Raw genomic sequence first — 20634 nt, 5'->3', positions numbered from 1 at the left:
TGCGGCCGGCGCTCACGCGACCGACATGCAGGCGACGAGCGCCTTGTGGACATGGCGCCGCACCGTGATCACGGGCATGGCCATGCGCTCCGAAATCTGCTGCAGCGTGAGTTCGTCGAACTGCGCGAGCAGGAAGACCTGGCGCGTGCGCTCCGGCAGGCTCGCAAGCATCGCCTCGATGCGCAGCAGCGATTCAACGATCAGCAGCCGCGCCTCGGGCGACGGCGCCTCGGGCTCGGGCAGGTGTGCAATCGCTTCGAGATACGCCCGCTCCACCTCGCGGCGGCGCCAGTGGTCCGCCACCAGCCCCTTGGCGACATGGGTCAGGAAGGCGCGCGGTTCATCGCCGAGGCTCGCGCTGCTGCGCGAGGACGACATCAGCCGCACGAAGGTGTCGTGCGCCAGGTCGGCCGCATCGCACGCATCGCCGAGCCGGCGGCGCAGCCACGCGAGCAGCCAGCCATGGTGGTCGCTGTAGAGAACTTCGATGGGCTCGAGGGGTGGGCGCGCCGCGGACATGGAGGGGTTCCGCGAGGCGGTCCCGTGAAAGTGGATGAGAATCGTTTGCAATTATATTGCGCGACTCGGGATTTCATCGGATCCGGCGATCAGGCGGCACTTCTCTGCCCCGTGTTCCATCGGGCCGGGCCCTCGCTCCGGCCTCCCTCAGTGATAGTCGTCCTCTCGCTGATGCCGGATGGCCGACACCACGATCTCCCGCTCACTGACGATATGGAACAAGGCGACGTAGCCCGAGGCGCCGTATGGGATCACGAGTTCTCGCTCCAAGCGGTCGTCGAAGGCAATTCGACACGTGAAAGGGTTGGACTCCAAGATGCGGAACTCTCTTCGGATGGCCTGCAGTGCGCGGTCCGGCAGATCCCAGTCTGCGTGCTTGAGAGCAGCTTCCAGGAGAAAGGCTTCAAGACGCTGGAGGTCTTCCAACGCCTCGCGCGTCAAGCGCACGGCATAAGTCACGCGGCCCGTTTGGAGAGATCACTGCCGCTCTGCCCGGCCGCCTCGCGCGCGGTGTCGAGCCGGGATTTCATCGCCTCGAGAACCTCGTCTGCCGCATAGAACTCGCCCGATTCGAGTGCGCGGGCGAGCGAGGCACGGCCACGCGCCACGAAATCTTGTTGTGCCTTGCGACGCCGAGCGGCATCCGTCGCGGCCTGCTCGACGAAATGCGACAGCGTTTCGCCTTCGAGCAGCACGCCCTCGATCTCTGCTCGAACCGCAGCCGTCACGCGAACCGGAGGAAGTTGAGCGGTCTTCATCGGCAAATTGTATAGCAATTGCTATGCTTCTCCGCCTGCCCGGCTCCGCGCGCGCTGGGCATTCGAGGATCCTGAAAGAGGTGATCCTCAGCAGTGGCTGACGCGCCCGGCCGCATCATGCCGACCAGCCCGCCTTCTGCACCGCACGCCTCGCCGCAGCCAGCCTCGCCTGCGTGGCGGGCCTCAGCTTCTCGCGGACGCCGGCAACCAGTTCGGGCGGCGCAAGCCTCGGCGAGCCGACGTTGTGGGGCGGATGCGGGTCATATTCCATCGCCAGCTGCATGGCCTGCGCAAGGCCGCTGCCATGCAGCTGCTCGGCTACCACAAGGCCGAAGTCCAGGCCCGCGGTCACGCCGCCGCCCGTGATGCGGTTGCGGTCGATCACGACGCGCTCGTCGACCGGCTCGGCGCCCAGCAGGGGCAGCACCTCCATCGCAGCCCAGTGGGTGGCGGCCTTGTAGCCGCGCAGGAGCCCGGCCGCCCCGAGCACCAGCGCGCCGGTGCACACCGAAGTGACCCATTGCGCCTCGGACGCCCGGCTGGCGAAGAATTGCAGCACCTCCTCGTCCTCCATCAGCGCAGTGACGCCCGGTCCGCCGCCGATGAACAGAAGATCGAGCTTCGGCGCGCCAGCCAAGGTGGTCGTCGGCGTTTCCTGAAAGCCGAGATCGGTCTTCACCGGTGCCAGCGTCTTGCCGATGACATGGACCTGTGCGCCCGGCATGCGGGCGAACACATCGAGCGGCGCCGCGAAGTCGAGCGCCGTCATGCCCTCGAAGATCACCATGCCGATCTGGAATGCCGGGGACCCGGCGCCCGGCTGGTGAGCCTCGCTGCTCACGCGCCCTCCGCCGCAGCCACGCACTCGATCTCGAGCAGCATCCTGGGATCGGGCAGCGCCGCCACCACGCAGGTGGTGCGCGCAGGGTACGGTGCAGGGCCGAACGCCTTTGCGTAGCGCTCGTTCATTTCCGGTACATCCTCCGCGCGCGTCAGGAGCATGTTGACCTTGACGATGGAGCGCATCGAGGCGCCGCCGCGCGCCAGGATCTGCTGCAGGTTCGCTACCGCCTGATCGAACTGCTTGCCGAAGTCGCCCGTGTCGATGCCGCCTCCCGGGTGGTATCCGGGCGTGCCGGAGACGAACAACAGGTCGCCCACCCGCGCGGCAGCGGACAGGGGCGGTGTGGGCATGTCGGCCGCAGCCGGGAAGTACTCGATGGTTGGCATGGTGAAGGTTTCTAGAGGGTGGAAAAAAACGATCGCAGCGTCTGCGCCGGCGTCTCGCCGTGCTGGCGCTGGTACTGCGCGGCGAAGTGCCCCGCATGGAGGAAGCCCCAGCGCCGTGCGACGTCGCCCACACTGTCGTGGCCCTTGCGGAGATCCTCCCGCGCGGCGGCAAGGCGCGCCTGCCGCACATAGGCGGCCGGCGTGGTCTGGCGATACTGCCGGAAGCCGTCGAACAGGGTGCGCACGCTCACCTGGGCATGGCGCGCCATTTCCTCGACGCTGACAGCGCGCGTGAGCGAGCGCTGGACAAGCTCTTCGGCCAGACGCACGTGCCGCGGCGCGCCAGGCGCAGCGGGCCGCCGGAGTTCGTCGCTGTAGCTGTTGGGCAGGGCCAGCAGCATGGTAGCCACCGCCATCTCCTCGAGCGCCTTCAGCGCGGGCGCGGGGACCTCGCCCTGCGGGTGGCGCTGCAGCGCCTCCAGCGCCCCGGCGACGGGCGCCCACGCAGCCCATGCCGGGGTTCCCTCGTCGATCGATGGCTGGAACACGAGTTCGCGCACCGGCTTGCGGCCCAGGGCTTGCTCCAGCCAGGAGAGCAGCCTGGAGATCCGCACGCGCAGCACCAGCGCGTCCAGGTGCGGACTGCATTGCAGCTGCCTCACCCGCCGCACGTCGACGAGGCCGAAGTGGCGCCCGTCGAGCGGGTTGTTGCCCCATGCATAGCTGGCGACACCGCTGCCGGCCTGCGGCATCTGCACCAGCAGCACCTCGGCCCGTTCCTCGGGACGCACGAGTGCCGACGCACCATAGGCCAGCTGGCTCACGGACACATCGTCCGTGAGGTTGCGGATGGAGAACCGCAGGCGCAGCGCCTCGCCACGCGCCAGCGTCACCGAGTGGGCGGACCACTCCCGGTTCAGGATGCCCGAACCTTCTTCGAGCGACGAACTGGTGTAAGTGCGGTAGTGCATTCGCGACTCCTTGTGCAGCTGGCGCAATTCTGCGCCGGCTGCCGCCGGGGCATGCCCGAATCGGCAGACAAGGCCGCCGATCGGCAGCCGCATGCTTCGAACGAGCGAAAGCGCTGCCGAAACCGGATCGGCTTCGCACGCATCAGGCAGCGCCCGCGCATGCGAAACCTAGAGTCCACCGCGAGTCGACACATCCCCAGCGCGACTCGTACGGAGGCTCCATGCACCACTTAAACGCCACTTCCATCCTTGCCCGCCTGCTGATCGCGACCGCGCTGCTGCTGATGCTGCTGCACAGTCCTGCGTCGGCGCAGGCGCACACCGGAGCGATCACCCTGGTGGTCGGCTTTCCCGCCGGCGGCACTGCCGATCTCGGCGCGCGCATCCTCGCGGAAAAGCTGTCACCCTTGCTGGGGCAGCCGGTCATCGTCGACAACCGTGCCGGGGCCGGCGGGCAGATCGCCGCGCGCCACGTCAAGGCTGCGAAGCCCGACGGATCGGTGCTCTTCCTCACCAACGGCCACACGGTCGTCACCGTGCCCCAGGTGCTGAAGTCGGCCGGATTCGACACCGCGGCCGATCTGCGCCCGGTGGCGCAGGTCGCCGACTTCGAGCTCGCGCTCGTGGCCCATCCAGCCTCCGGCGCGAAAAGCCTGCGCGACCTGATGGCGCATTTCGCCCGCACGCCCACCGCACGCCTCATCGCCGTGCCCGCACCGGGCAGCACACCGGAGTTCATCGTGGGGCGCATGGCCCAGCTGCTCGAGGCCGACGTGCAGCCGGTGCCCTACCGCGGCGCGGCGCCCGCGGTGCAGGACCTGCTGGGCGGCCAGGTGGTCGCGGCGGTGTTGCCGGTCGGCGATGTGCTGCCGTACCAGAAGGCCGGGCGCATCACGGCGCTGGCCGTCACCCGCCCGACGCCGTTGCTGCCGGGCGTGCCGGCGTTCGGCGACCTCGGGCTGCCGGAGCTCGCGGCCAGCGACTTTCTCGCGGTCTACGCGCCGGCCAGGATGAATGATGCCAACGTGCAACGCTACAACGATGCGATCCGGCAGGTGCTGGCGATGCCCGCCGTGATCGAGAAGATCCGCGCCCATGGCCTGCAGCCGCGCTCGGGCACGCCCGAGCAGATGGATGCGCGCTACCGCGAATCCGCCGCGCAGGTCCGGCAGTTGATCGCCGCAGTCGGGTACAAGCCCCAATGAGCGCGGCAGCGAACGGGCGCCCGGTTCTGTGGAGCGACCTGAAGACGCCGGACTTTCCTGCCGAAGCGCGTGAGCGCTGCGTGGTGATCTTGCCGATCGGCTCGACCGAGCAGCACGGGCCGCACCTGCCCGTGCAGGTCGATACGCTGCTCGCTTCGGAGGTTGCGCTGCGCACGGCGCGCCGTGTGCCTGCATCCACGCCAGTGCTGGTCCTTCCGCCCTTGTGGATCTCGCTCGCCGAGCACCACATGGGAATGGCCGGCAGCCTCACGCTCGACTTCGCCACGCTGCACGCCTTTGTGCGCTGTGTCGTGGTGTCGCTGCAGCGGCAAGGCTATCGGCGCGTGCTGCTGCTCAACGGGCATGGCGGCAACATCTCGGCACTGAACACCATCGTCGACTTGCTGGCCATCGAGACCTCGCTCCCCGTGGCGAGCGCAACCTACTGGATGGTGGCGGCAGCCGCGTTCGGCCGCATCCTCACCTCGCAGGACAACCTGCTGCATGCCTGCGAGGCAGAGACCTCGATGCTCATGCATCTGCGCCCCGATCTGGTCGATGCGTCCGCGGCGCAGGCGGTGCGTGCGCCCGCACGCGGTTTCCTGGAGCCGCTCGGGACACACCGCTGGCGGCCCATCGGGCACTGGTCCTGCAGCGGCGTGGTGGGCACACCGCGCTCGGCCTCGGCAGAAAAGGGCGAGCGCCTGCTCGATGCGGCCGGCGATGCGCTCGCGGCCGCCGTCAGCGACGGCTCGCTCTGGCCTGAAGGAAGCGCTGCATGAGCCCTGCCGACGAGACGGCCAAGCTCCACCTGGCGCTGCTGTCGCGATTGCGCTGGGCCGGCCTGTTCGAAGGCGCCACGCTCGTCGTGCTGGTGCTGCTGGCCGTGCCGTTGAAGCACTTGGCAGATGAGCCGCGACTCGTTTCCCTCGTCGGGCCGCTGCATGGGGTTGCCTTCCTCGTGTACGCCTGGACGCTGGTGCAGTCCATCGGGGCAGGCCTCTGGGCAAAGCGGCAAGCATGGCGCCTGGCCGCAGGGGCCTTGCTGCCGTTCGGCGCGTGGCTCAACGATGGCCTCATCCGAGCACGCCTGTGGGCGCTTTCGCCGGTGCAACGATGATCGCGGGTTCGTACTACATGGCGCTGAAGGCCGCGCATCTGGCGGCGGTGTTCACCTGGCTCAGCGGCACGCTGCTGGCCGCATGGGCGCTGCGGGTCGGACAGCCTGGGGCCACGCTCGATCCCGCGGCAAGGCGGTTCGTGCTGTCGGTTGTGCGCTGGAATCGCTTCGTGACAACGCCGGGGCTCGCGCTGGCATGGCTGCTGGGGCTGACACTGGCGCGGCTCGGCGAATGGCCGCCCGCGCCATGGCTGCTGGCCAAGGTCGTGCTGGCGCTCGCCCTGGCCGGCCTCTACGGCTATTTCACCGGGAAGCTCCGGAAAGCGGTTGCATCGGCGGCCGACGAGGGGTCGCCGCTGCTCTCCATTGCCGTTCTTGTGCTGGCTGCATGCGCCATCGGCCTGGCGGTCATCAAGCCGCGCTAGCAGTCTGCACATGCGAAGGTTGGAGCGATCAACCCACCTTCCGCACCGCCCGCGCAAACGCCTGCACCACCGCCGGCTGCGGGCCCGCACCGCGCCGCGTGAAGAGCCCCAGCGACGGCAGCGCCACGACCGGCCCCACGCGCAGGCGCCGCACGTCGCCGCGCGCGACCTCGTCGCGGGCATGGTCGAGGCGCACCGCGCAGAGCAGCGTCGCGTCAAGGCGCAGCAGCGCGCCGATGGTGACCGACGACATCGCCTCGACGGCCGCTTCGGGCGGATCGACGCCTTCGTTGAGGAACGCGGTCATGAAGGCCTGGCGCACCAGCGTCTCCTTCGGCGGTGCCACCCAGGCGGCGGCGCGCAGCTCGGACCAGCGCAGGCCGCGCCGCCGCGCGAGCGGGTTGGACGCGGCCGCCAGCACGCAGAGCTGGTCTTCCACCAGCACCTCCGACTGCAGCAGCGGCAGCTGGTCGCCGGCCATGAGCTCGGGCGTGATGGCGCCGAAGACGCAGTCGAGCTCGCCGTCGAGCAGGCGCTGGATCAGCTCGCGCACGCGGCCCTCGGTGATGCGCACCGCGGTGCCGGGCATGCGCGCGCGCAGCTGCACGATGGCGGCGGGCACGGTCGCCGTGACCGACGGCGCGCCCAGGCGCAGCACCGCGGTGGCGCCGTCGCCAAGCGCCGCCAGGTCGTCGCCGATGCGGCCGAGTTCGTTCAGCACCACGCGCGCACGGTAGATCGCCGCCAGGCCGAGCGCATTGGCACGCACGCCCTGGTGGCTGCGCTCGAAGAGCCGCGCGCCGAGGGCGCCCTCGATCTCGCCGAGCATCTTGCTGATGGCGGGCTGGCTCAGGCTGAGGCGCGTCGCGGTGCCGCGCACGGTGCCGGCATCGCCGAGCGTGACCAGCAGTTCGAGGTGCCGCAACCGAAGGCGGCGCAGCAGATAGTCGGTGCCAGGGGCCATATGTGTCTCCAGGGCGATCACGTTGAGTGATCGCCACCTCACGATTTTTGAATTTTCAGGAATACTGCCGGGCGCTATTGTCCGTCGCATGAACATGGCGCAAGACAAGGTTTCCGCAACGGCGCACGCGATACCGCCCCTGCAGGGCGTGCGCGTGCTCGACCTCGGGCAGTACATCGCCGGCCCCGGCGCGGCGATGGTGCTGCGCGAGCTCGGCGCCGCCGTCACCAAGGTCGAGCCGCTCGCGGGCGACCAGGCGCGGCACATCGGCCGCTACGGCGAATCGATGATCCGTGCCTACAACCGCGGCAAGCGGTCGATCGCGCTCGACCTGCGCAGCGACGCCGGCAAGGAAGCCGCCTGGCGCCTGGTCGCTGCCAGCGACGTGGTGATCCAGAACCTGCGCCCCGGCGTGGTCGACACGCTCGGGCTGGGCCCGCGCGCGGTGCGCGAGCGCTTTCCGCGCATCGTGTACCTCTCGATCTCGGGCTTTCCGGCGCGCAGCCCGTCGCGCGACCGACCGGGCTACGACATCGCGGCGCAGGCCGAAAGCGGCCTGATGTCGGTCACGGGCGAGCCCGACCGGCCGCCGCAGAAGGTCGGCGTGCCGATCGTCGACGCGGCCGCCGCGCACCTCGGCGCGCAGGCGGTGCTGGCCGCGCTGTACGGTCGCGAGCGCAGCGGCATCGGCGAGACCCTCGAGACCTCGCTGTTCGAGGTGGCGCTGCACCTGCAGGCGACCAGCTGGAGCGACTACCTCGGCGGCGCGCCCGAACCCGTGCGCCGGGGCGACGGGCAGCCGCACAACGCACCGGCGGCCGAGGTCGTGCCCACGCGCGACGGCCACATCGTGCTGTCGGCCTACGCCGAGGAACATTGGGCCCGCTTCTGCCGCGTGGTCGGCCGCGAGGCGCTGGTGGCCGACGCGCGCTTTGCCACCAATGCGCTGCGCGTCGCGAACCGGCCTGCGCTGCGTGCGGTGCTGCGCGAGTGCCTCTCGGGCCTGAGCAGCGAGCAGTGCGTGGCGCTGCTCGGGCGCGAGCAGATCGTCTCGGGCGCGGTGCGCAGCTACAGCCAGGTGCGCGCATCGCCCGACTTCAACGAATGCGGGCTGCTGGTCGACGCGGTGGGCGCCGACGGTGCGCGCTACCAGGCGCTCGGCCTGCCCTATCGGCTCGGCGACGCGCCCCCTGCAGCGCCACCGGCCGCACCGGCCTGCGGCGCCGACAGCGATGCGGTGCTGGCCGAACTCGGCTACAACGCGGCGCAGGTCGCAGCGATGCGCAGCGCCGGCGCCGTGGCCTGACGACCATCGAACCCGAAAAGAAGGAGACACCCCATGATTCCCCAAAGAAGGCGGATGCTCGGCGCCGCAGCCGCGGGCCTTGCGGCTTCCATCGCCGGCCTGCCGGCCTACGCCCAGGCCTGGCCCGCGCGGCCGGTGCGCCTGGTGTCTCCCTACGGCCCGGGCGGCTCCAACGACATCCTCACGCGGCTGCTCGGCGACCATCTGGCGCGCCGTCTCGGCCAGGGCGTGGTCATCGAGAACAAGGCCGGCGCGGGCACGCGCATCGCCAACGAGTACATCGCGCACGCACCGCCCGACGGCTACACGCTGCTGCATGCGGCCGCACCGATCGCGATCGGCGAGGCGCTGTACCCCAAGCTGCCCTATGACGTGAAGAAGAACTTCGCGCCGATCGTGAGCACCGCCATCGCGCCGCTGTTCCTCGTCACGAACACCGCGGCGCCGTACAAGACGCTGGCCGAGTTCATCCGCCACGGCAAGGCCTCGTCCAAGGGGCTGACCTTCGGCTCGCCGGGCGCCGGCTCAGCCCCTCACCTGACGGCCGAGATGCTGCTTCGGCAATCGGGCACGCCGGGCATCGTGGTGCAGTACCGCGGCGACGCGCCCGCCTATGCTGAACTGCTGGCCGGGCGCATCGACGCCACGCTCACCGCCGTGTCGACCGCGGTACCGCACATTCAGGCCGGCAAGCTGCGCGTGCTCGCGGTCAGCACCGAGGCACGCACGCCGGTCTACCCGAGCGCGCCGACGCTGCGCGAACTCGGGCTCGCCAACGTGGTCGGCTATGGCTGGTACGGGCTGATGGCGCCCGCGGGCACGCCGGCGGCCATCCTCGAGCGGCTCAATACCGAGATCAATGCCGCGCTCGCGGACCCCGAGATCCGCAAGAAGGCCGAGGCCGCGGGGCTGGAACTGCGCGGCGGCACGGCGCAGGCCTTCGCCGATTTCATCGCGGGCGAGACGCGCAAGTGGGCGCAGATCATCAAGGCCGCGAACATCACGGCCGAATGAACGCCAGCCGAACATGAACCGATTTCACTACGGCCTTGCCGCAGCCATCGCGCTCGTGCTGCTCCAGGGTTGCGTCGGCGTTGCGACAAAAGCGCCCGCAGGCGTGGTGCGCGAGACCGCGCTCGGCCCGGTCGTGGGCCGCGACGACGGCGCCGGCACGCTCAGCTGGAAGGGCATTCCGTTCGCGAAGCCGCCCGTGGGCGAACTGCGCTGGAAGGCGCCCGCGGACCCTGAACGCTGGACGGCGCCGCGGCAGGCGCTCGACTTCGCACCGGCCTGCGTCCAGACCGGCCGCCTCTACGGCCCCGGGCGCCACAACCGCTACGACGAGACCATCGGCGAGACGCTCGGGCAGACGCTCGGCGCCGAGGACTGCCTCTACCTGAACATCTGGGCGCCGGCCTCGCGCGCTGCTGCCGCAGCCGCACCGCGGCCGGTGATCGTCTGGGTGCATGGCGGCAGCAACATCACGGGCTACACCGCCGACCCGGTGTACGACGGCGCCGCGCTCGCGCGCGGCCAGGACGCGGTGGTGGTCTCGGTCAACTACCGCCTCGGCATCTTCGGCTTCCTCGACCTCGCCGCGCTCAAGACCGGCAACGCCGGGGAGGACGCCGGCAACTTCGCGCTGCTCGACATCGTGAAGGCGCTCGAGTTCGTCCAGCGTCACATCGCGGCCTTCGGCGGCGACCCGTCGCGCGTCACCCTGATGGGCCAGTCCGCCGGCGCGGTGAACGTGTATGCGCTCCTCACCTCGCCGATGCTCGTGGCGCGCCCCGCGCCGCCGCTGTTCCACCGGCTCGTCGCATTGAGCGGCGGCATCTCCACGCCCGCCACGCTGCCCGCGGGCGCCATCGCCGCGATCCAGCCCCGGGCCCTCTGGGCCGAGCGCGGTGAACAGCTGCTGCTGCAGTCGCTCATCGCCGATGGCGTGGCCGCCGATGAAGCGGCCGCCCGCGAGCGCGTGAGCGCCGCGCGCGGCACGCCCGCCATGGCCGCCCACCTGCGCGGCCGCCCGGCCGACGCACTGCTGTCGGTCGTGCGCACCCGCCTCGCGTCCAAGGGCATGGCCGCATCGAACCCCATTCCCGACGGCTGGGTCGTCGCGCAGGACCCGATCCACGCCATCCGCGACGGACGCTACCTCGCGGTGCCCGTGCTCGCGGGCAAGACGCGCGACGAGACCCGCCTGTTCCCGCAACTGCTCGCCATGCGCCCCGCGTTCGGCGGCGTGAGCGGGCGGCTGCTCGACGATGCGGCGGTGTTCGCGCTGGTGTCGCGCTACGCGCCCGACGCGCCACCCGCCACGTCGATTGGGCAGTGGATTCCGCAGGCCTACCTGCCGGTCGACCGGCCCGGCACCGGCTTCATCGCGCGCACCGCAGCGCTCGACCGCCTCTGGTTCGACGCGATGCGCAACGACGTGCTCGATGCGCTGCGTTCGCGCCAGCAGGCAGTCTGGGCCTACGACTTCGACTGGGACCGCCTGCCGCCGCCGTTCGACATGGTCTTCGGCGCTGCCCACACCTTCGACCTGCCGTTCGTGTTCGGCAACTTCGGGCCGTCGCTCTACGCGAACATCCTCTTCACGGCGCAGAACCGGCCCGGCCGGCTGGCGCTGTCTGCGCAGATGATGCGCAGCCTCGGCGCGTTCGCGCGCGACGGCAGCCCCGTGCACCCGGGGCTCGGCGCCACGTGGGCGCCTTGGCCGTCACGCATCGTGTTCGATGCGGACGACGCGAACGCGCGCGTATCGGCGAAGTAGCGCAGCCGCGCCTCGAAGTCGTCGCCAAGCTCCTCATCGCTGCGCATCGCCTGGATGGCGGGTGCGCCGCGGGCATACTGGCGCAATGACCGATGCACCGTCTTCTCTCCTGGTCCGCAAGCGCGTGCCTCGCTGGGCGCGTTGGCCACTGGGATTGTTGTGCCTGCTTGCGATGCTGATGCTCGGCCCGATCGGCGTGCTGGCCTCCGGTAGCTTGGATCTCGACACGCCATGGCACATGAGGAGTCGGGACAGCACCGGGCAAGCACCCGACCCTTCGGTCGAGCGCGGTGCGGTGGTGCAGGTCTACGGCGCCCGGATCGTTCGATGGCGCGGCGCCTTCGGCATCCATCCCTGGATCGCGGTGAAACGCGCTGGCTCGGAGCTTTACACCACCTATCACATCGTCGGCTGGCGGGCCCGCCGCGGCGGAGATGCCTTGGTCACCAGCGAAGTGCACGCGCCGGACATGCTTTGGTATGGCGCCTATCCGCAATTGCTTGCGGACCACCGGGGCATCCAGGCAGAAGCCATGATCGAGCAGATCGAATCGGCCGTGGCGGCCTACCCATGGCGCGAGTCTTACCGCCTTTGGCCCGGCCCCAACAGCAATACGTTCGTGGCCTGGGTGGCCCGGCAGGTGCCTGCGCTGCGATTGGACCTGCCACCCACCGCGATCGGCAAGGACTATCTGGGCGCGACCACGTTCATCGACCATGCGCCCAGCGGCACGGGCTGGCAGTTGTCGCTGGCGGGGCTGGTCGGTGTGACGGTGGCCCGCGATGAGGGCTTGGAATTGAACCTGCTGGGCCTTGGCTTCGGAATCGACGTCGACGATCAGGCCTTGCGGTTGCCAGGTTTTGGCCGGCTGCCGTGATGTCGTTCGCATTCAAAGTCGTTGGACGTGTTCTGGTGCTTGGATTGAATGCGACTCTGGGGCTGCGTCAACTCCTGCACATCCTCATTTATCCTTGAGGAAGCCACCCTGCGCCTGGCACCAACCCGAGGTTTCGCAATTGCGCCTCGAGCTCTGCCATGTTGGTCCAAGGCAAGATCTGAGATTTCTTGCGCTCGTCCGGCGGATTCGACGGCAGACCGTCAGACCATCCTCCGTGACCTACGAGGGGCAGCAGTGGACGGCCATGCAGCCACGCAAGGCAAACCTCCGAAATAGTGCCGGCTCTCCCGCCGATGACGATGCAGGCATCGCCGGACAAGGCCATCAGCAAGTTACGGGCATCACCCATGCCGCAAGGCACAACCACCGTTGCAGGCCAATCCGGGGGCGGCATGTGATCAGGCGGGACGATGCTCAATACCAGGCCGCCCGCCGCCATTGCACGCTCTGCAGCGACCCTCGTTGCGGGGCTGCCGCAACCGCTCACCAGGGTCATGCCAAGTGAAGCCAACAGCTCACCCGCCTCCGCGGCGCATTCGTACGCCGAAGAGCCCGATTCGGCGCTGCCAAGTACGCAGATTTGAGGGCGTCGAGATACTTGTGGTGTCATGGTCGAGCGTCAGGTCTCTTGAGGATGGGGGGCAAGTACGGAAACAAGGTGGTGCACCGAGAATTCTTTGACTTCGGAGTGCGTCGAAGGATGAAAGAAATATTAGCCAGTTCCAAGCGGTCAGTGCGCATACGCTGCCGATGATCAGGACCAGCCCTCGACGTGGCGCACGCGGTTGCGGCCGTCGCGCTTGGCGACGTACAGCGCGCGGCAGGGTCCGTACTCTGGTTCAACGTGGATTCCTTCTTGCTGGTGCCGCGCAGGAGCGTACGTCCCTGGGGTGACGCAAATCGTACAAGCTCGGCGGGCAGTGGCCTACGCCGGCGGATCAGCGCCGGCAATGACCTGCGAGGTAGTTGAGGCGGTCGGGCGGCGCCGCGATGATCCGGCCCAGCATGCGTATTCAGCGGACGACGCTCACGCGCTGCCGCTGCGCAGGTGGCCGGGCTTTCTGTAGGTTCGCGGCTACCCTTTCGGACGGCGCACGCGCACGACAGCGCGCCGCCAAGGTGCCAGAGTGGCGGTGCTCTGGAGCGATCTCTTGGACAAGACCACGTCGTCCTCTTCCTCTTCTTCTGCGCCGTCCAAGGCCGGGCAGCTCCTGCGCCTGTGCAAGGACGCGGTCATGGCGTGGATCGACGACCTCGCGCCGAGCATGGGCGCGGCGATCGCCTACTACACCACCTTCTCGCTCGCACCCTTGCTCGTGATCGTGATCGCAGTGGCGGGAACCATCTTCGGACCGGAAGCCGTGCAGGGACAGATCGCCGCGCAGCTCTCCGATCTCATCGGCCAGGAAGGCGCGGTCGCGGTACAGGGACTCATCCGCAGCGCCAGCGAGCCATCGCGCGGCCTCGTCGCGGGCGCGGTCAGCATCGTCGTGCTGCTCATCGGCGCGACCACGGTGTTCGCCGAGCTGCAGTCGGCGCTCGATCGCATCTGGCACGTGCCCGAACGCGCGAAGCCGCAGGGCGTCTGGGGCATCCTGCGCGCACGCGTGCTGTCGTTCGGGCTGATCCTCGGCCTGGCGTTCCTGCTGATGGTGTCGCTGATCGTGAGCACGGGGCTTGCGGCGCTGGGCAGCTGGAGCGAGGGCCTGTTCCCCGGATGGGAAGTGCTGCTGCAGGCGGTGAACATGCTGGTGTCGCTCGCGATCCTCACGCTGCTGTTCGCGATGATCTTCAAGCTGATGCCGAGCACCCGGATCGACTGGCGCGACGTCTGGGTCGGCGCGGCCGTCACCGCGGTGCTGTTCGAGGTCGGCAAGGTGCTGATCGGGCTGTACATCGGCAAGAGCGGCGTGCGCGAGTCGCTCGCGGCGGCCGGCTCGTTCGTGGTGCTGCTCGCGTGGGTCTACTACGCGGCCCAGATCTTCCTGCTCGGCGCGGAGTTCACCAAGGTCTATGCGAGCGCGCACGGATCGGTGGCCGCGACGAAGGCTCAGGAGGCCACGGAACATGCGGCGCGGCAGGTGGAGGCCGGCACGGATGCGGTGGCGCGTGGCGGCCCGGCGCAGTCGCCTCACACCTCGTAGAGATCCTCCAGCATCACCGGCAGCCTCCGCAGCCGCTTGCCAGTCGCATGGAACACCGCGTTCACGATGGCCGGGGCCACGCCCACCATCGCGACCTCGCCGAGCCCCTTGGCGCCCAGCGCGTTGAAGCGCAGGTCGGGCTGGCCCACGAAGTCGACCTGGATGCTGCCGATGTCGGCCGCCACCGGCAGCACGTATTCGGCGAGATCGGCATTCAGGAAGCCACCGTGGCGCGGATCGACCTCGCTCAGCTCGCGCAGCGCGGCGCCGATGCCCCAGACCACGCCGCCCTCGACCTGGCTGCGCGCGGTGCGCGGGCTCACGACCGTGCCGCAGTCGGCCACGCTGACGACGCGCGGCACGCGGATGCGCCGCGTGGTCGGCTCGATGCGCACCTCGACGAAGTGCGCGATGAAGCTGAAGGCGACGAAGTCGGGGTACACCGGGCCCGCCGCTGCCGGCAGCCCGCCCGTGAGCCGGCCATAGACCTGCTCGGGCTGACCCGGTGCGCGGCGCCGGCTCTGGGCTTCGGCAAAGGGCCGACCCGATGCGCGCAGCAGCGCCACGGCCGCGGCATTCGGCGCCTGCGCCGCCGCCCCCACCGCGCCCGCGTGCTGGCGCAGGTCGTCCATCAGGCGCTCGATGGCCTCCGCCACGGGCGGCAGCGCAGTCGCGGTGCCCCATGAGCCGGCCGTCAGATGCTGCGGCGCGGCGGCGGTGTCGCCGAGCGCGATCTCGACCGCCGCCATCGACGTGCCGAGCGCGCGCGCCACGGTGACGGCAATCGCGGTGCGCAAGCCCTGCCCCATCTCATGGCCGCCGACGGCCACGCGCACCGTGCCGTCGGCGCGCAGCCGCACGGTCGCGATCGCGGGCGCCATCGCGGCCTTGTAGATGCCGAGCGCCACGCCCCAGCCGATCTGGCTGCCATCGGCCGCGCGCATCGAACCGGGGGCCATCGTGCGGCGCTGCCAGCCGAACATCTCGCTGCCCCGCATGAGGCATTCGCGCACGTGGCGCGACGAGAACGGCTTGCCGGTCAGCGGATCGGCCACCGCATCGTTGGCGAGCCGGAAGGCCACCGGGTCGCGGTCGAGCGCATAGGCCAGTTCGTCGATCGCGCTCTCGAAGGCGAAGGCGGCGGGATGCTCGAATGGGGCGCGCATGTAGCCCGGCGTCTGCACGTCGGTGCGCACCAGCCGCTCGCGGCCCAGGAAGTGCTGCACGCCATAAAGGCGCGAGGTGATCTCGGTGCCGACCGAGGGGAACAGGTCGTGCCGCGAGGTCTGCTGGTCGATCTCGTGCACCGCCGCGAGCAGGCGCCCGCTGCGGTCCGCGCCCAGCCGCACGCGGTGGCGGCTCGCGGGGCGGAAGCTGGCGTTGTGGAACAGCTGCGCACGCGTCATCACGAGCTTGACCGGCCGGCCGAGCTGGCGCGCGGCCAGCGCCACCAGCGCGGTGTGCGACTGCAGCGAGTTCTTCTGGCCGAAGCCGCCGCCGAGCGTGGGCGAGAGAACGCGCACCCTCGCGGGCTCGATGCCGAGTTGCTTCGCCAAGCCATGGCGCACGCTCTCGGCGTTCTGCGTCGGCTCCTGGACCGTCAGCTGGCCCTCGTTCCATTCGGCCACGGTGGCGATGATCTCCATCGGATTCTGGTGCTGCGGCGGGAGTTCGTAGCGCAGGTCGACGCCGACCTCGGCACGCGCGAGCGCGGCCTCGGCGTCGCCCACGCGGCGGTCGGCGAACATCGGCTGCGGCAGCACGGCCGACTGCGCGAGCGGCTCGGCATCGGTCGTGGCGAGCGTCGCGGCGAACGGTGCGGCCTCGTAGGCCACCACCACCAGCGCCGCGGCTTCGCGTGCCGCCTCGAGCGTGTCGGCCACCACCATCGCCACGCTCTGGACGCGGTAGGCGATCTGGTCGGAACGCAGCGGATAGAAGCTCTGGAAGCCGAAGCCCCCCGCCATCAGGAAGCCGCCGGTGTCGAGCGCGCCGATGTTCTCGTGCGTCAGCACGCTGCGCACGCCCCGCACGCGCAGCGCGGCCGTGGTGTCGATGCGCACGATGCGCCCGCGCGCGATGCGCGACGACACCAGCGCCGCATGCAGCATGCCGGCGCGCACGTCGTCGGCGGCGTAGCGCGTGGCGCCGCGCACCTTGTCGCGTGCGTCGACGCGTTCGATGCCGGGGCGCGGCTTGCGCGCGGGTGCAATGAGGGTTGTTGCCATCGGTTCAGCTCCTGTCCTTGGCCAGCATGAGTGCGTCGGTCACGGTCTCGATGCCGAGCGCGACCTTGAAAGCGTTGTGCGACAACGGCTGCGCATGCGCGAACGCCAGCTTCGCCGCCTGCCGCGCCGCCGCGCGCGTGAGCGGCCGGCCTACCAGGCTGCGTTCGGCCTCGGTCGCGCGCCACGGCCGCGTGGCGACGCCGCCCAGCGCGATGCGCGCATCGGCCACGCGGTTCCCCTGCAGGTGCACCGCCACCGCAGCCGACGCGAGCGCGAAGGCATACGACTCGCGGTCGCGGATCTTGTGGTACGTCGATGCCCGGCCGACCGGCCCGCGCGGCACGCGGATGCGCACGATGAGCTCGTCGTCGGCCAGCACCGTTTCCAGGTGCGGCGTGCTGCCGGGCGCGCGGTGCAGTTCGCGCACCGGCACCGACCGCTCGCCGCGCGGGCTCAGCGTGTCGACCACCGCATCGAAGGCCGCGAGCGCAACCGCCATGTCGCCCGGGTAGACGGCCACACAGGCCTCGCTGCCGCCGAGCACCGCATGGCCCCGGTTCTGCCCGCCGAGTGCCGCGCAGCCGCTGCCCGGCACGCGCTTGTTGCATGCGAATTCGGGCCCGCCACGGAAGTACGCGCAGCGCGTGCGCTGCAGCAGGTTGCCGCCCACGGTCGCCATGTTGCGCAGCTGCTGCGAGGCGGCCTTCGACAGCGACTCCGACAGCGCAGGAAACTCGCGCCGCACCGTGTCGTGCGCCGCCACGTCGCTCATCAGCGCGAGCGCACCGATGTGCAGCGTGTCGCGGCGGCTGGTGTCGATGGTGCGCAGGCCTTCGATGCGCGTGATGTCGATGACCGTGGCGGGCGCCTCCACGCCGAGCTTCATCAGGTCGAACAGCGTGGTGCCGCCGGCAAAGTAGCGCGCGCCGGGCGCGTGGCGCGCATGCAGCGCGATGGCTTCGCCGGTGTCGCGCGGGCGAAGGTAGGCAAAGTCACGCATGGCGGCGACCCTCCAGGCGCTGCATCTGCGGCGCCGCGGCGCGGATCGCCTCGAGGATGGCCACGTAGGCGCCGCAGCGGCAGATGTTGCCGCTCATGGATTCGCGGATCTGCGCGTCGCTCGTTGTGTTGCCTTCGCGCACGCAGGCGATCGCTGCCATCACCTGGCCCGGCGTGCAGTAGCCGCACTGCAGCGCATCGTGGTCGATGAAGGCCTGCTGCATCGGGTGCAGCGTGCCGTCGGGCGATGCGATGCCTTCGATGGTGGTCACGGCGCAGCCGTCGGTCTTGACTGCGAGCGTCAGGCACGAGGCCACGCGGCGCCCATCGACATGCACCGTGCAGGCGCCGCACTGGCCATGGTCGCAGCCCTTCTTGGCCCCGGTCAGGCCCAACTGCTCGCGCAGCATGTCGAGCAGCGAGGTGCGCGGCTGCAGGTTCAACTGATGCGCCTGGCCGTTCACGGTGATGCGCGTGGGCTGCGTGCCTTCGTGCGGATCGGTCGCTGGGGTTGTAGCGTCGGCGGCGTTGGCCGCGCCCGTGGCGGCACCGCCCATGCCGGCAGCGGTGGCCATCATGAAGGTGCGCCGGCGCACCGGCGGCATGTGCAGGGGGTTCATCGTGGGCGTCCTTCTTGTTGCGGTTGGCGTTCAGGCGCGGCGCGCGAGCCAGCCGTCGAGCGAGGCGCGGCCGCCGCCGCGCATGGCGATGAGCAGCGCGGCGACCGCCAGCATCAGCGGGTACTCGAAGCCGCGGTCGATCCAGGGAAAGGTCGGCGCCAGCAGCCAGCAGATGACGAGCATCTGCACCACCACCATCGGCGCCACCCAGCGCGTGAGCAGGCCAAGCGCCAGCATCAGCCCGCCGACGCCTTCGAGCAGCGCGATGAACCAGCCGATCGCCAGCGGCGCGGGCAGGTGCAGCACATTGCCGATCAGATGCACCGAGCCCGCCATCGGGTCGGCCATGCTGCCGTGGCTGCGGCCCAGCAGCTTGGGAATGCCGTGGGTCATGAGCATCAGCCCGAAGGCTGCGCGCAGCAGCAGGTAACTCCACGGCTCGAGCCGTTCGCAAAGGCTGCGCAGTCGCGCCGAAATCGCTGCTTGCATCGGGTGCACTCCTCAAAGGGTTGGAACAAGCACGGAGTCTGGCTGTTCAATCGCTCTGAATAAATGCAGCAATGTTGTCAATACAATTCAACCAGCATCAACAATCAGGCCGATTCCAATGGACCGTTTCGACACCATGCAGCTGTTCACGCGCATCGTCGACTTGGGCAGCTTCACGCAGGCTGCCGCGGCGCTCGACATTCCGCGGGCCACGGCGACCCATGCGATCAAACAGCTCGAGGTGCGGCTGCAGGTCCGCCTGCTCGAGCGCACCACGCGCCAGGTGCGCACCACCGTCGACGGGCTGGCTTTCTACGAGCGCTGCCGCCATCTGCTGCACGAGCTGGAAGATGCCGAATCCTCGCTCGCGCAGCACGCCATCAACCCGCGCGGCCGGCTGCGCATCGACATCCATGGCGCACCCGCCAACGACATCGTGCTGCCGCGCATCGGCGAATTCCATGCGCGCTATCCGCACATCGAGCTCGCGATCGGCAGCGGCGACCGGCTCGTCGACCTGGTGCGCGAAGGGGTCGATTGCGTGGTGCGCGCGGGCGAGCCGAAGGACTCGTCGCTGGTCACGCGGCGCCTTGCGCTCATTCCGCAGGTCACCTGCGCGAGCCCCGGCTACCTTGCCGCGCACGGCACGCCGCTGCAGCCGGCGGACCTGGCGCAGCACTGGGGCGTCAACTTCTTCTCCTCGTCACGCGCCGGCGTCTTTCCTTATCTGTTCGAGGTCGACGGCCGCATCGAGCAACACCAGATGAAGGGCTGGATCAGCGTGAACAGCGCCGACAGCTACAAGACCTGCGCCGAACAGGGCTGCGGCATCATCCAGGTGCCGCGCTACGGCGTCGAGGCGCGGCTGCGGAAGGGCACGCTGGTCGAGATCCTCGCGCATGCGCCGTGCCCGCCGATGCTGTATTCGGTGCTGTATCCGCACCACCGGCTTCTGTCGCCGCGCGTGCGCGTGTTCATCGACTGGGTCACCCGCTGCTTCGATGAGCGCTTCGGCGGCGCGGCGATAGCATCGCCGCGATGAACGACACCATGCCCTCCGAGATCGGCCCGCAGCTCGCGGCCGCACGCAGGCTGATCGAACACCATCTCGGCGACACGCTGCGGGCCATCCACCTGTTCGGCTCCGCGCTCGACGGCGGCCTGATGCCGCGCAGCGACATCGACCTGCTGGTCACGGTGCGCGAGCCGCTCGCCGAGCCGGTGCGGCGCGCGCTGATGATGCAGCTGCTGCAAGTCTCGGCGCCGCCGGGCGTGCCCGGTGCGCTGCGTGCGCTCGAGGCGACCTTGCTCGTGCAGCGCGAGGTGGTGCCGTGGCGCTATCCGCCGCTGCGCGAGCTGCAGTTTGGCGAGTGGCTGCGCGACGAACTGCAGGCCGGCCACATCCCGCCGCCCGAAACGGACCCCGACATCGCCATCCTGCTGCGCAAGGTGTTGCAGCACAGCGTGGCGCTGGCCGGCCCGCCGGCCGCGCGCTGTTTCGATGCCGTGCCCGATTCCGATTTCAGGCAGGCGCTCGCGGACACCATCGCGCAATGGAACGGGCCCGACGACTGGCACGGCGACGAGTGCAACGTGGTGCTCGCGCTCGCGCGCATCTGGTTCAGCGCGGCCACCGGCGCCATAGCGCCGAAGCATGTGGCGGCCGCTTGGGCGCTCGAGCGCCTGCCCGAGGACGGACGGCAGGTGCTTGAGCGGGCGCAAGCCGCGTATCTCGGCGGCGGAAGCGACGACCTGGCGGATCTTCACGGCGAACCCGCTGCATTCGTGCGCCACGCCAAGGCCACGATCCAGGCCTGCCTGCGCGCCTGAACGAAGGCCGCGCACCCAAAAGGTGCTTCTCGTGCAGCCCATGCGGTCGCGATGCCGCGCCTTTCGGGAAGGCGCCCTCTCCTACATCGAAGGTGAACAAAGAACACTGCAATGATGGATTGTGCTTAAGCAATAACCCTTTAAGCGTT

23 protein-coding genes are annotated in these 20634 nt (G+C 69.9%); 11 read left to right on the top strand and 12 right to left on the bottom strand.

Going from position 1 to position 20634, the window contains the following annotated elements; all coding sequences use genetic code 11:
* Positions 1 to 12: 12 nt before the first annotated feature.
* The 6 genes from AC3A6G_RS15230 to AC3A6G_RS15205 all read right to left on the bottom strand — a co-directional run bounded on the left by AC3A6G_RS15230 (position 13) and on the right by AC3A6G_RS15205 (position 3478).
* Positions 13 to 519 (bottom strand): sigma-70 family RNA polymerase sigma factor, encoded by a 507-nt coding sequence (locus tag AC3A6G_RS15230; RefSeq protein ID WP_487873939.1) that lies wholly within the window; start codon positions 517 to 519, stop codon positions 13 to 15.
* Between the two features lie 147 nt (positions 520 to 666).
* Positions 667 to 978, bottom strand: a complete 312-nt coding sequence (locus AC3A6G_RS15225) for a type II toxin-antitoxin system RelE/ParE family toxin (protein WP_487873938.1) — start codon at positions 976 to 978, stop codon at positions 667 to 669.
* A complete protein-coding gene (locus AC3A6G_RS15220; RefSeq protein ID WP_487874008.1) occupies positions 975 to 1277 on the bottom strand; it encodes a YlcI/YnfO family protein in 303 nt (100 codons plus the stop codon). Before AC3A6G_RS15220 ends, AC3A6G_RS15225 begins: the two co-directional genes overlap by 4 nt.
* Positions 1278 to 1392: 115 nt before the next feature.
* The gene (locus AC3A6G_RS15215) at positions 1393 to 2118 is read right to left on the bottom strand and encodes a DJ-1/PfpI family protein (protein WP_487873937.1); all 726 of its coding nucleotides are present in this window, start codon (positions 2116 to 2118) and stop codon (positions 1393 to 1395) included.
* Positions 2115 to 2507 (bottom strand): RidA family protein, encoded by a 393-nt coding sequence (locus tag AC3A6G_RS15210; protein ID WP_487873936.1) that lies wholly within the window; start codon positions 2505 to 2507, stop codon positions 2115 to 2117. Before AC3A6G_RS15210 ends, AC3A6G_RS15215 begins: the two co-directional genes overlap by 4 nt.
* Positions 2508 to 2518: 11 nt before the next feature.
* Entirely contained in the window at positions 2519 to 3478 is a 960-nt protein-coding gene (locus tag AC3A6G_RS15205; RefSeq protein WP_487865549.1) for an AraC family transcriptional regulator, read from the bottom strand.
* A 221-nt stretch (positions 3479 to 3699) separates the two neighbouring features.
* Between AC3A6G_RS15205 and AC3A6G_RS15200 the strand changes: the two genes are divergently transcribed.
* From AC3A6G_RS15200 to AC3A6G_RS15185, 4 genes are read left to right on the top strand one after another with little or no spacing between them, the layout of a single operon-like run.
* Entirely contained in the window at positions 3700 to 4683 is a 984-nt protein-coding gene (locus tag AC3A6G_RS15200; RefSeq protein WP_487860077.1) for a tripartite tricarboxylate transporter substrate-binding protein, read from the top strand.
* Positions 4680 to 5465 (top strand): creatininase family protein, encoded by a 786-nt coding sequence (locus AC3A6G_RS15195; protein WP_487860078.1) that lies wholly within the window; start codon positions 4680 to 4682, stop codon positions 5463 to 5465. The genes AC3A6G_RS15200 and AC3A6G_RS15195 overlap by 4 nt, the downstream gene beginning before the upstream one ends.
* On the top strand, positions 5462 to 5803 hold the full coding sequence (locus AC3A6G_RS15190; protein ID WP_487860079.1) for a DUF3817 domain-containing protein: 342 nt from the start codon (positions 5462 to 5464) through the stop codon (positions 5801 to 5803). Before AC3A6G_RS15195 ends, AC3A6G_RS15190 begins: the two co-directional genes overlap by 4 nt.
* On the top strand, positions 5800 to 6228 hold the full coding sequence (locus tag AC3A6G_RS15185; RefSeq protein WP_487860080.1) for a hypothetical protein: 429 nt from the start codon (positions 5800 to 5802) through the stop codon (positions 6226 to 6228). The genes AC3A6G_RS15190 and AC3A6G_RS15185 overlap by 4 nt, the downstream gene beginning before the upstream one ends.
* A gap of 28 nt (positions 6229 to 6256) precedes the next feature.
* On the opposite strand, the gene AC3A6G_RS15180 is transcribed toward AC3A6G_RS15185, so the two are convergent.
* Positions 6257 to 7192 (bottom strand): LysR substrate-binding domain-containing protein, encoded by a 936-nt coding sequence (locus AC3A6G_RS15180; RefSeq protein ID WP_487873935.1) that lies wholly within the window; start codon positions 7190 to 7192, stop codon positions 6257 to 6259.
* A gap of 88 nt (positions 7193 to 7280) precedes the next feature.
* Between AC3A6G_RS15180 and AC3A6G_RS15175 the strand changes: the two genes are divergently transcribed.
* The 4 genes from AC3A6G_RS15175 to AC3A6G_RS15160 all read left to right on the top strand — a co-directional run bounded on the left by AC3A6G_RS15175 (position 7281) and on the right by AC3A6G_RS15160 (position 12154).
* Entirely contained in the window at positions 7281 to 8498 is a 1218-nt protein-coding gene (locus tag AC3A6G_RS15175) for a CaiB/BaiF CoA transferase family protein (RefSeq protein WP_487865547.1), read from the top strand.
* A 33-nt stretch (positions 8499 to 8531) separates the two neighbouring features.
* Positions 8532 to 9512 carry a Bug family tripartite tricarboxylate transporter substrate binding protein gene (locus tag AC3A6G_RS15170; protein WP_487860083.1) on the top strand — a complete coding sequence of 327 codons (981 nt, stop codon included), beginning with the start codon at positions 8532 to 8534 and terminating at the stop codon, positions 9510 to 9512.
* A gap of 13 nt (positions 9513 to 9525) precedes the next feature.
* Entirely contained in the window at positions 9526 to 11277 is a 1752-nt protein-coding gene (locus tag AC3A6G_RS15165; protein ID WP_487860084.1) for a carboxylesterase/lipase family protein, read from the top strand.
* 85 nt (positions 11278 to 11362) lie between these two features.
* Positions 11363 to 12154, top strand: coding sequence for a DUF3750 domain-containing protein (locus tag AC3A6G_RS15160; RefSeq protein WP_487860085.1), 792 nt, complete (start codon positions 11363 to 11365; stop codon positions 12152 to 12154).
* 88 nt (positions 12155 to 12242) lie between these two features.
* Here the strand turns inward: AC3A6G_RS15160 and AC3A6G_RS15155 are convergent, their stop codons facing one another.
* Entirely contained in the window at positions 12243 to 12785 is a 543-nt protein-coding gene (locus AC3A6G_RS15155; protein WP_487860086.1) for an SLOG cluster 4 domain-containing protein, read from the bottom strand.
* Between the two features lie 541 nt (positions 12786 to 13326).
* On the opposite strand from AC3A6G_RS15155, the gene AC3A6G_RS15150 reads away from it, so the two are divergent.
* Positions 13327 to 14319: a YihY/virulence factor BrkB family protein gene (locus AC3A6G_RS15150; protein ID WP_487860087.1), complete on the top strand. Its 993-nt coding sequence runs from the start codon at positions 13327 to 13329 to the stop codon at positions 14317 to 14319.
* On the opposite strand, the gene AC3A6G_RS15145 is transcribed toward AC3A6G_RS15150, so the two are convergent.
* The 4 genes from AC3A6G_RS15145 to AC3A6G_RS15130 are packed head-to-tail and all read right to left on the bottom strand — an operon-like array spanning position 14307 to position 18655.
* The gene (locus AC3A6G_RS15145) at positions 14307 to 16547 is read right to left on the bottom strand and encodes a xanthine dehydrogenase family protein molybdopterin-binding subunit (protein ID WP_487860088.1); all 2241 of its coding nucleotides are present in this window, start codon (positions 16545 to 16547) and stop codon (positions 14307 to 14309) included. The two genes, AC3A6G_RS15150 and AC3A6G_RS15145, sit on opposite strands and share 13 nt — an antisense overlap.
* Before the next feature lie 4 nt (positions 16548 to 16551).
* Positions 16552 to 17547, bottom strand: coding sequence for an FAD binding domain-containing protein (locus AC3A6G_RS15140; protein WP_487860089.1), 996 nt, complete (start codon positions 17545 to 17547; stop codon positions 16552 to 16554).
* Complete coding sequence (locus AC3A6G_RS15135; protein WP_487860090.1) at positions 17540 to 18166, bottom strand: (2Fe-2S)-binding protein; 627 nt, start codon at positions 18164 to 18166, stop codon at positions 17540 to 17542. The genes AC3A6G_RS15140 and AC3A6G_RS15135 overlap by 8 nt, the downstream gene beginning before the upstream one ends.
* 30 nt (positions 18167 to 18196) lie before the next feature.
* Positions 18197 to 18655: a DoxX family protein gene (locus AC3A6G_RS15130; protein WP_487860091.1), complete on the bottom strand. Its 459-nt coding sequence runs from the start codon at positions 18653 to 18655 to the stop codon at positions 18197 to 18199.
* A gap of 118 nt (positions 18656 to 18773) precedes the next feature.
* On the opposite strand from AC3A6G_RS15130, the gene AC3A6G_RS15125 reads away from it, so the two are divergent.
* Both AC3A6G_RS15125 and AC3A6G_RS15120 read left to right on the top strand, forming a co-directional pair.
* Positions 18774 to 19697 (top strand): LysR family transcriptional regulator, encoded by a 924-nt coding sequence (locus tag AC3A6G_RS15125; RefSeq protein ID WP_487860092.1) that lies wholly within the window; start codon positions 18774 to 18776, stop codon positions 19695 to 19697.
* Positions 19694 to 20485 carry an aminoglycoside adenylyltransferase family protein gene (locus tag AC3A6G_RS15120; protein ID WP_487860093.1) on the top strand — a complete coding sequence of 264 codons (792 nt, stop codon included), beginning with the start codon at positions 19694 to 19696 and terminating at the stop codon, positions 20483 to 20485. Before AC3A6G_RS15125 ends, AC3A6G_RS15120 begins: the two co-directional genes overlap by 4 nt.
* Positions 20486 to 20634: the final 149 nt, after the last annotated feature.

This window comes from Variovorax sp. Soil_C_26, from assembly GCF_057657075.1.
The sequence above is the reverse complement of the archived record's forward strand: the minus strand, read 5'-3'. Positions and strand labels throughout refer to the sequence as shown.

What these genes read in the sequence shown, in the direction of transcription:
- AC3A6G_RS15195 (WP_487860078.1), top strand. Translation starts at nt 4,680, where the DNA reads ATGAGCGCGGCAGCGAACGGGCGCCCGGTTCTGTGGAGCGACCTGAAG.
- AC3A6G_RS15230 (WP_487873939.1), bottom strand. Translation starts at nt 519, where the DNA reads ATGTCCGCGGCGCGCCCACCCCTCGAGCCCATCGAAGTTCTCTACAGC.
- AC3A6G_RS15125 (WP_487860092.1), top strand. Translation starts at nt 18,774, where the DNA reads ATGGACCGTTTCGACACCATGCAGCTGTTCACGCGCATCGTCGACTTG.
- AC3A6G_RS15190 (WP_487860079.1), top strand. Translation starts at nt 5,462, where the DNA reads ATGAGCCCTGCCGACGAGACGGCCAAGCTCCACCTGGCGCTGCTGTCG.
- AC3A6G_RS15135 (WP_487860090.1), bottom strand. Translation starts at nt 18,166, where the DNA reads ATGAACCCCCTGCACATGCCGCCGGTGCGCCGGCGCACCTTCATGATG.
- AC3A6G_RS15175 (WP_487865547.1), top strand. Translation starts at nt 7,281, where the DNA reads ATGAACATGGCGCAAGACAAGGTTTCCGCAACGGCGCACGCGATACCG.
- AC3A6G_RS15200 (WP_487860077.1), top strand. Translation starts at nt 3,700, where the DNA reads ATGCACCACTTAAACGCCACTTCCATCCTTGCCCGCCTGCTGATCGCG.
- AC3A6G_RS15140 (WP_487860089.1), bottom strand. Translation starts at nt 17,547, where the DNA reads ATGCGTGACTTTGCCTACCTTCGCCCGCGCGACACCGGCGAAGCCATC.
- AC3A6G_RS15170 (WP_487860083.1), top strand. Translation starts at nt 8,532, where the DNA reads ATGATTCCCCAAAGAAGGCGGATGCTCGGCGCCGCAGCCGCGGGCCTT.
- AC3A6G_RS15220 (WP_487874008.1), bottom strand. Translation starts at nt 1,277, where the DNA reads ATGAAGACCGCTCAACTTCCTCCGGTTCGCGTGACGGCTGCGGTTCGA.
- AC3A6G_RS15160 (WP_487860085.1), top strand. Translation starts at nt 11,363, where the DNA reads ATGACCGATGCACCGTCTTCTCTCCTGGTCCGCAAGCGCGTGCCTCGC.
- AC3A6G_RS15180 (WP_487873935.1), bottom strand. Translation starts at nt 7,192, where the DNA reads ATGGCCCCTGGCACCGACTATCTGCTGCGCCGCCTTCGGTTGCGGCAC.
- AC3A6G_RS15130 (WP_487860091.1), bottom strand. Translation starts at nt 18,655, where the DNA reads ATGCAAGCAGCGATTTCGGCGCGACTGCGCAGCCTTTGCGAACGGCTC.
- AC3A6G_RS15145 (WP_487860088.1), bottom strand. Translation starts at nt 16,547, where the DNA reads ATGGCAACAACCCTCATTGCACCCGCGCGCAAGCCGCGCCCCGGCATC.
- AC3A6G_RS15210 (WP_487873936.1), bottom strand. Translation starts at nt 2,507, where the DNA reads ATGCCAACCATCGAGTACTTCCCGGCTGCGGCCGACATGCCCACACCG.
- AC3A6G_RS15120 (WP_487860093.1), top strand. Translation starts at nt 19,694, where the DNA reads ATGAACGACACCATGCCCTCCGAGATCGGCCCGCAGCTCGCGGCCGCA.
- AC3A6G_RS15155 (WP_487860086.1), bottom strand. Translation starts at nt 12,785, where the DNA reads ATGACACCACAAGTATCTCGACGCCCTCAAATCTGCGTACTTGGCAGC.
- AC3A6G_RS15185 (WP_487860080.1), top strand. Translation starts at nt 5,800, where the DNA reads ATGATCGCGGGTTCGTACTACATGGCGCTGAAGGCCGCGCATCTGGCG.
- AC3A6G_RS15205 (WP_487865549.1), bottom strand. Translation starts at nt 3,478, where the DNA reads ATGCACTACCGCACTTACACCAGTTCGTCGCTCGAAGAAGGTTCGGGC.
- AC3A6G_RS15165 (WP_487860084.1), top strand. Translation starts at nt 9,526, where the DNA reads ATGAACCGATTTCACTACGGCCTTGCCGCAGCCATCGCGCTCGTGCTG.